We start from the raw sequence: 5,874 nt of genomic DNA, 5'->3' as shown, positions 1-5,874 counted from the left end.
CTGATGGAAAATACCCATCCATCTAATTACTATCTTCTTGGCGACGAAGGCTATTTAGGCAAAGAACTGCATCAACAGCTAAAACAAATGGGTTATGAACTTTGGACACCATATCGTAAAAATATGACAGGAGCTAAAAAGCACAATGATCATCAATTGATGGCTATTCGCAGAACAATTGAAAGCGACTTTTCGCTTCTGACCTATTACAATGCCGAGAACAATCGAGCACGTAGTCTGATAGGCTTTCAAAGCCGGTTAGAAATTGCAATTTTAGCTTATAATTTGGCTTATTGTCTAGAACGATTTAACTAGCACCACGCGTAATATATTTATAAAAATTGAGTAATTGAAATAAAATAACGAAATGATAGTAATAATTCTTGAAGTTATGTTATTTTATGAATTATTTTAAGCAGCCACATTCTGCTTAGGATTTTAGAAGTTAAAAAATATCAGTAATTAAATAGTTTGCCTGGTTTAAATGACTTAGCTAAGCATCAAAAATAATTGAAAATTGATATTAAAATAGGCTCAAAATATTGATATTTCAATTTTACGACATTGAATTTTGAGCTTTTTAGATATATTTATATCAGCATTAATCATAGAGGAGAAAATTTTGACAATTGGTGAAGCATTAAAAGAAGAACAAAAACAATTGGGATTGACAGCTAAAGCAATGGCTGCTGGCGTAATTTCTAAAGCGACTTATTCTAAAGTAGTGAATGGAAAGCAAAAACTTAGTAGTGATTCATTGGTTAAAATATTATTTAAAAATAATATTGATATTGATGATTTTTTTGAAATGTTGAAAAGTACGTATATGTCTGAAAGTAGACAATATGAAAATAAACTATTTAATGGGATGCAATTAGCATTAAATAACCACAAAATAGACATGGCTCAAAGGTACTTAGTTCAAATAGAAACTAAAGCGTCTAATAAATATTTACAGCAAAGAGCTAAAATTACAGTTGCATTTTTAACAGGTAATATGGATAAATTAAATAATGAATTTAAGCAATCAGTAATTGATACGCTTAATAGTCATCCAAACTGCATGAGAAATATTGATGCACTGGGTTTATTTAATACCGCATTATTAATTCTTCCTAATGATGAAGTTGAAATAGAAATGAGATTATTTTTTACTAAAGTTGTTCATGTTAAAAAGATTTCTGAAAGCATGAAAGAACGATATGCTATTTTATGTTGCAATTATCTTGATTGGAAATATAAAAGGAGTTCCGAAATAAATAAAAATGTTATAAATGCTTTGAAATATTTAAAACGCTGATTGTAAAATTAAATTGAACACTTGATAAAAAATAAAAAGTCCATTCGGACCTGTTTGATAGAATGTAGTTACCACACAACATTTAGAAACGAGGTCAAAATGGACTCTTTACATTCTACCATGAATCAGCACATTAAAGGCAAGCATTTATCATTCGAGGAAAGAGTTATTATTCAATTGCGTTTGAAAGATGGCTATTCTTTGCGTGCCATCGCCCGTGAATTAAACTGTTCTCCTTCTACTATCAGCTATGAGGTTAAGCGCGGTACTGTAGAACTGTATCATGGCAAAGTCAAAAGATATAAGACTACTCAAGGGCATGATGCATATCAAGCTCATCGTAAAAATTGTGGGCGCAAATCAGACTTTCTCAGGAAAACTCAATTCATGCGCTATGTCCACAAGCATTTCTTTAAAGACGGCTGGTCGCTTGATGTGTGCAGTAATCGTGCCACTGCTGTTGGCGCATTTAGCAGCAGAGATGTTGTCTGTACTAAGACTCTTTACAATTATGTCGACCAAGGTCTATTAGATATACATAATTACGACTTGCCAGAGAAGCTTAAACGCAATACCAAGCTTCATCGTATTCGCAAAAATAAGAAAAAACTTGGCAGAAGCATTGAAGAACGTCCTAAAGAGATCAATAGACGTAATGAATTCGGTCATTGGGAATGCGATTTAGTTCTCGGACATAAGAGCAAAGATGATGAGGTGCTGCTAACCTTATCTGAGCGTATGAGTCGTGAGTTTTTAATTCTTCGTATTCCTGACAAGACTTCTGTCAGTGTCATGCAGGCCTTTAAAGAACTCCAAAGGCAATACAGCGAACATTGGAATGATATTTTTAAAACCATTACCACTGATAATGGCTCAGAGTTTGCAGATCTTTCCAACCTAGAAAAAGCATCCAATACACTGGTTTACTATGCCCATCCTTACACTTCTTGTGATAAGGGAACAGTTGAAAGACACAATGGTCTTATTCGCAGATTCATTCCTAAAGGAGAAGCAATAGCTAACTATTCTTTACAAGACATCATTAATATTGAAACCTGGTGCAATTCTTTGCCAAGAAAGATACTGGCCTATCATACACCAGATGAAATCTTTGAAAGAGAATTAGATCTAATCTATCAAGCAGCTTAACTAAAAGTGTTCAATTTATTATTGCAATTTGCGGAAATTAAATTAAGGAATAATTCATCCTTACACAAAATATTTTACGGTCTCCTAGTGTCAGCCATTCTTTGCTTTTATTAGTATTTTTTATAAAACAAATATAAATTTTGTATAATTAATTTATACATTTTAAAAAGCAATTTGTAAGAAAGAGGATGAGATAGATAAATGAGTACGTTAGCTTTGAAGCAACATTATCATGGTAGAAACATCTATATTTTTAAAGAATCCTTTATGGATAATAGCAAACAATGGTGGACAGGTTATATTCAGCTAAAAGAAACTGACCCAATTTATAGTTTAGTAAAGAAAAATCGTGATAATTTTGATGATTTTTATGAATTAAATGAATATGTAGATGCTTTTTTGCCAATTACTGCAGCAGGAAAAGAAGAAAAAATTAATGATACTGACTTATTTATTGGGTTTGATACGGCAGAATCATTTCTGGCAGATACTACATTGATTGATTGCAAAAAAGAGTTAATGAATTGGGCTAATCAGTTAGATAAAGAATAAAGTTATAATTGTAAAACTACCCCAAATTGAGTAGAAGATGTTAAACTTTAATTAGTCAAGAATATTTATTTTGTGATTCTTGATTTTTATTCAACTTTGTCAGTTGAATTTGGTTTGAAGCTAGTTGTTTAGCTGTTTATTGTTTATCAATTTTTATATTGTTTATGAAGACTGTTTGGTTCGAGTGCTGAATAGTCTTTTTATTTTGGGAAAGTTAAAGTGAAATCGTTTTATTCACTCGATATTGTTTAAATTTTAGTATTTGTAGAAAGGTTCGACTTAAGTCGTGCCTTTTAATTTTGGAGGTATTTAAAATGAAGTTTATTGTTAATGCAGAACAATTGAGAAAGTTTAATATTGTTGTATCAGTAATTGCTAAAGGAGTAGATCAACGTTCTTCTATTCCAGCATTTCAATTGATTAAATTAGACGTTAAAGCTGGTAAAGGTCTTACTTTTACAAGTCAAAATTCTGAATATGGAATTTCGATGAAGCTCCAAGATAATAAAGATTGTACTACTTTCAGTGATGGGAGTGTATTGCTACCTGCTAAGTTGTTCTTAAACATGATTAAGAAAATTAAGGCAACTGATGAACTAACTATTGAATCAGATGATACTATTACTACTACAATTAAGTTTGGTAAGTCATCTTATGAACTTAATACAATGGATAGTAGCAACTTTCCTAAACCTAAAGAAGTGGAAAAAGGTCAATCTGATTTTGAAATGGATGCAGCAGAAATGCGCAATTTGATTCATAATACGCTGTTTTCAGCTGCTGATTCTCAAGGACGAGAGATACTACAAGGTGTTCACCTTATTATCAAGCCAGATAGTATCAAAGCAATTGGTACAGATTCACATAGATTGTCTTCTTTTGAAATTCAGAAAGATACAGGCGTTAAGGAAAAAATTGATACTACATTATCAGTTAATACGCTTAAGTTTATCCAATCTTTGTTACCATATGTAAAAAGTAAGTTGCAATTATCAAGTAATCACGACCAATTTATTTTAAAGATAGGTGATGAGATTAAATTTGTTTCAACTACTATTGAAGGAGAGTATCCTCAAGTAGACGCACTTATCCCACAGGATGAAACTACCAAGTTTTCGGTTGATACTGAAAGTTTTATGGAGTTCATTGATCGTGTCCGTCTTATTTCTCATTCGGGAGAAAACAACGTAGTTACTTTTAACATTGATCCTGCTGAAAAGAGTATTTCACTTTCAAGTAATGCTAAAACGTACGGTAACTGTCAACAAGATGTAACATCTATTGATATTGATGGAGATAAGCTTGAAATTTCTGCAAACCCTGATTATCTTTATGAAATTCTTCGTGTTTATAAACAAGATGGAATTGATGAAGTTGCATTTTCATTTACGAAACCGTTAAGACCATTTTTGGTTAATCCCTTAACGGATAAGCAAAGTGAGATCATTAACTTAGTAACGCCGATTAAGGTTTACTAAGTTTGATGAGCAGTACTATTGAACTATAATGTCAATAGTACGATATAATAGTATATCTAAAAGCGTATTTATGGTATACTATTTTTAGTAAAACTTTAGGAAGAGGACATTATGAGATTCATATATCCTGATCCATTTATGAGACAATGGAGTAAGGCAGGTTTGAGCTTAGAAGATAGAGAGGACTTACAACATAATTTCCTATATTATGTATTGAAAGCTCCGATTAATAGTTACGGTAATAAGTTTCCTGGAGATATTATTCAAGGAACAGGAGGAGCTATTAAATGGAGGTTTGCTCCTAAAAAATCAAATAAAGGTAAAAGTGGCAGTTATCGTACTATTTACTTTGTCTTTGAGGAGAAAGAGCAATGTGCTTTCTTTTTGGCGGTCTATGGGAAAAAAGAGAAGTCTTCTTTAACGGATACTGAGAAAAATGAGATTAAAGCTTTTATTAAAAGCTTTAAAAAGGAGCGATAATGATGGGTAAATCAACTATTTTAGAATCATTAAAGATTTGTCGCGATTATGTAAATGGTGATGACAGTCATGTCGAAGTTGTAGACGTCCCATTACCTGTGAAAGTCGAGTTTAATGCCAAAACTATTAAGACATTAAGACACCAAATTGGGACAACTCAAGCAGGCTTAGCAAATTTAGTTGGTGTTTCTAAGCGAACAGTAGAAGCTTGGGAAAGCAATCGTAGCGAGCCAAATAAATCTGCTAGGAAATTGCTAACTTTACTGTTGCAAGATAACTCTTTAGCTAATAAATTACAATATATTTAGTTTTGTTTTCAAGACCATATAAGTTATATACTTGTATGGCCTTTTTTTGTTGTGATAAGAAAACAACAGTATCGAAAAAAGAAGCTATTTTCCTACTAGAGGTCAAAGAAATTAAGTTTGCATTAGTTCAAAGAACTAAAAGGGTAAAGAGAATGTATAAAGCCCTAGAATTTTTTATGCAATAAGAACAAACAGTTAGGAAGAAGGACAAAGAATACCTCCCCATCTATTGATGAATTAGGCGATAAAAGAGCTGTATTTACATTGCAACTCTTTTTTTATGTTTTATGTGAAGATGAAACTATGAAGATCTTAATGAAAGAAAGGTATTAAAACATGATAGCACTAAAATCAGCAATGAAATTGATGAAAAAAGAAAGTGATGAAAATTCAAAGAAGTTTGAAGAAGAATTTAATCAAGTTGAAAATGAATGCTTGAAATTTCTTGATCCTAAATTAATTGATCAATACTTAGATAAACTTGTTAAAGATCATGCTACCAAGGGTATTGCAGATTACAAGTTCAATAATTTCTTTGAGCAGAATAACCTTAAAGATAGCTGGGATAAGAAGCGTGCTGAACTTATTAAGAAGTATCCAACGTTTA

The 5,874-nt window shown here is 31.7% G+C and carries 7 protein-coding genes and 1 pseudogene; all 8 read left to right on the top strand.

The window, feature by feature from the left end:
- The coding region (locus BLP58_RS11270; protein ID WP_143000356.1) for a transposase at positions 1-315 on the top strand (315 nt) is incomplete at its 5' end.
- Positions 316-622: 307 nt separating this feature from the next.
- On the top strand, positions 623-1,300 hold the full coding sequence (locus BLP58_RS11265) for a helix-turn-helix domain-containing protein (RefSeq protein ID WP_013854578.1): 678 nt from the start codon (positions 623-625) through the stop codon (positions 1,298-1,300).
- A 99-nt stretch (positions 1,301-1,399) separates the two neighbouring features.
- A complete protein-coding gene (locus BLP58_RS11260) occupies positions 1,400-2,449 on the top strand; it encodes an IS30 family transposase (RefSeq protein ID WP_013854577.1) in 1,050 nt (349 codons plus the stop codon).
- Between the two features lie 201 nt (positions 2,450-2,650).
- Positions 2,651-3,001 (top strand): hypothetical protein, encoded by a 351-nt coding sequence (locus BLP58_RS11255; RefSeq protein ID WP_005730021.1) that lies wholly within the window; start codon positions 2,651-2,653, stop codon positions 2,999-3,001.
- Positions 3,002-3,315: 314 nt separating this feature from the next.
- Positions 3,316-4,479, top strand: a complete 1,164-nt coding sequence (gene dnaN, locus BLP58_RS11250; protein WP_074484280.1) for a DNA polymerase III subunit beta — start codon at positions 3,316-3,318, stop codon at positions 4,477-4,479.
- 111 nt (positions 4,480-4,590) lie between these two features.
- On the top strand, positions 4,591-4,959 hold the full coding sequence (locus tag BLP58_RS11245; protein WP_013854575.1) for a type II toxin-antitoxin system RelE/ParE family toxin: 369 nt from the start codon (positions 4,591-4,593) through the stop codon (positions 4,957-4,959).
- Positions 4,959-5,267, top strand: a complete 309-nt coding sequence (locus BLP58_RS11240; protein WP_049775987.1) for a helix-turn-helix domain-containing protein — start codon at positions 4,959-4,961, stop codon at positions 5,265-5,267. Before BLP58_RS11245 ends, BLP58_RS11240 begins: the two co-directional genes overlap by 1 nt.
- Positions 5,268-5,603: 336 nt before the next feature.
- Positions 5,604-5,874 (top strand): annotated as a pseudogene (locus tag BLP58_RS11235) (hypothetical protein); the annotation flags it as partial.

The sequence above is a fragment of the Lactobacillus kefiranofaciens genome (assembly GCF_900103655.1).
GTDB lineage: Bacteria > Bacillota > Bacilli > Lactobacillales > Lactobacillaceae > Lactobacillus > Lactobacillus kefiranofaciens.
The sequence above is the reverse complement of the archived record's forward strand: the minus strand, read 5'-3'. Positions and strand labels throughout refer to the sequence as shown.

Bases quoted from the DNA above. Each gene is read 5' to 3' on its own strand.
- BLP58_RS11245 (WP_013854575.1), top strand. From the start codon at position 4,591: ATGAGATTCATATATCCTGATCCATTTATGAGACAATGGAGTAAGGCA.
- BLP58_RS11260 (WP_013854577.1), top strand. From the start codon at position 1,400: ATGGACTCTTTACATTCTACCATGAATCAGCACATTAAAGGCAAGCAT.
- dnaN (WP_074484280.1), top strand. From the start codon at position 3,316: ATGAAGTTTATTGTTAATGCAGAACAATTGAGAAAGTTTAATATTGTT.
- BLP58_RS11255 (WP_005730021.1), top strand. From the start codon at position 2,651: ATGAGTACGTTAGCTTTGAAGCAACATTATCATGGTAGAAACATCTAT.
- BLP58_RS11240 (WP_049775987.1), top strand. From the start codon at position 4,959: ATGATGGGTAAATCAACTATTTTAGAATCATTAAAGATTTGTCGCGAT.